Annotated in this window: 1 protein-coding gene; it reads right to left on the bottom strand. The window is 67.2% G+C overall.

The window, feature by feature from the left end:
• Positions 1–110 precede the first annotated feature (110 nt).
• A complete protein-coding gene (locus ABT147_RS47160) occupies positions 111–1,391 on the bottom strand; it encodes an IS701 family transposase (protein WP_351418726.1) in 1,281 nt (426 codons plus the stop codon).
• Positions 1,392–1,447 lie beyond the last annotated feature (56 nt).

Here is a 1,447-nt window from a genome sequence, read left to right as displayed (position 1 = left end):
CTGGCGCAGGACACTAGTAGGACTCCGTTAGGTCTGTCTTGATCTTGGTGTCGCGTGTGTTCTGGCAGGCAGGGGCTGGTGGCAGGTGGTGCAGATGCCGGTCCAGCACCTCAGGATGCTCTGAAGGGTGTCGAGGATCTGGTAGAGGGTGAGGCCGGTGCGGGGACTTTTGGGGACAGGCGCTGTTCGGTGAGGAAGGCATGGGCGGCGGTCACGAGGGTGACATGGTGGTGCCAGCCCGGCCAGGAACGGCCTTCGAAGTGGTCCAGGCCCAGGCCGTGTTTGAGTTCGCGGTAGTCGTGCTCGATGCGCCAGCGGACCTTGGCCAGACGCACCAGGTCGGCGATCGGAGTGTCGGCCGGCAGGTTGGACAGCCAGTAGTCCGTCGGTGCCTCGGCATCGGAGGGCCACTCGATCAGCAGCCAGCAGTCGGGCAGGATCCCGTCCCACCACCCCTGTTCAGCTGAGGCGGCGGCCTTGATCGGGCGCTCGACCGCCTTGCCCGCAGGCCGTACGCGCACTGCGGCGAAGCGGGAATGTAAGTCCCCTCGCGAACCGTGCCGCCAGGTGAGAGGGGTGAATGCCTCCTGTCCGAGACCGGCGGCAAGAGCTGCCACCGACGGCGCGGTCTGACGGTAGCGGGGCTGGGGCCAGCAGCCGACCGGCCCGTTGCGGACCGGGGCCACGGGCTCCGCCTCGAAGGGGTGGGCACTCACGTCCGAGCGGACGGCCAGGACGTAGGCAAGCCCGCGCTCAGCGAGTGCGGTTCGCAGGTGTGTGTTCGTGCCGTAGGCGGCATCGGCCACCACGGCCGGCGGCCTCATTTCCCAGTCGGCGAGGGTGTCGAGCATGTCCAACGCCAGGCGCCACTTCTCACGGTGCGTGACGTCCGCCGGGATGCGGGTGAGGGTTCGGCGGCCGGTGTCCGAGGCCCACTCTTTGGGCAGGAACAGCCGCCATTGCAGCGGGAACGAGGCGGTGTCACTCGCGGCGTGGACACTGACGGCGACCTGGCAGTTGGCGCGTTTGCCCAGAGCTCCGCAGTACTGCGGAGCCACGGCGACCGACATCTGGCCGTCCTTGGGCACCGACACGTCGTCGATCACCCAGGCCGCCGGATTGACCAGCGGCAGCAGGCGTTCGTTGATCCGGCGCTGTACCGGCACCGGATCCCAGGTGGACTGGTTCACGAACTGCTGCAGGTTCTGTTCGTTGCCGTCCGGCAGCCGGGAGGCCATCGCCTGGATCGACTTGCGGCGGCCGTCCAGCATCAGACCCCGTAGGTAGCAGTCACCCTTGGCCCGCTGATCCTTGCGCCGCACCGAGGCGAACACATCCGCCACATAAAACGCCAACGTCGCCCGGACACGGTTCACTTCATGTGCGTCCACCTATCCAACATGCTCCTGATCAGGACCACCCGGAAGACCTAACGGAGTCCTACTAG

Origin of the sequence: Streptomyces sp. NPDC001868 (assembly GCF_040297125.1) — a bacterium.
Lineage (GTDB): Bacteria > Actinomycetota > Actinomycetes > Streptomycetales > Streptomycetaceae > Streptomyces.
This window is presented reverse-complemented; position numbering and strand designations above follow the sequence as displayed.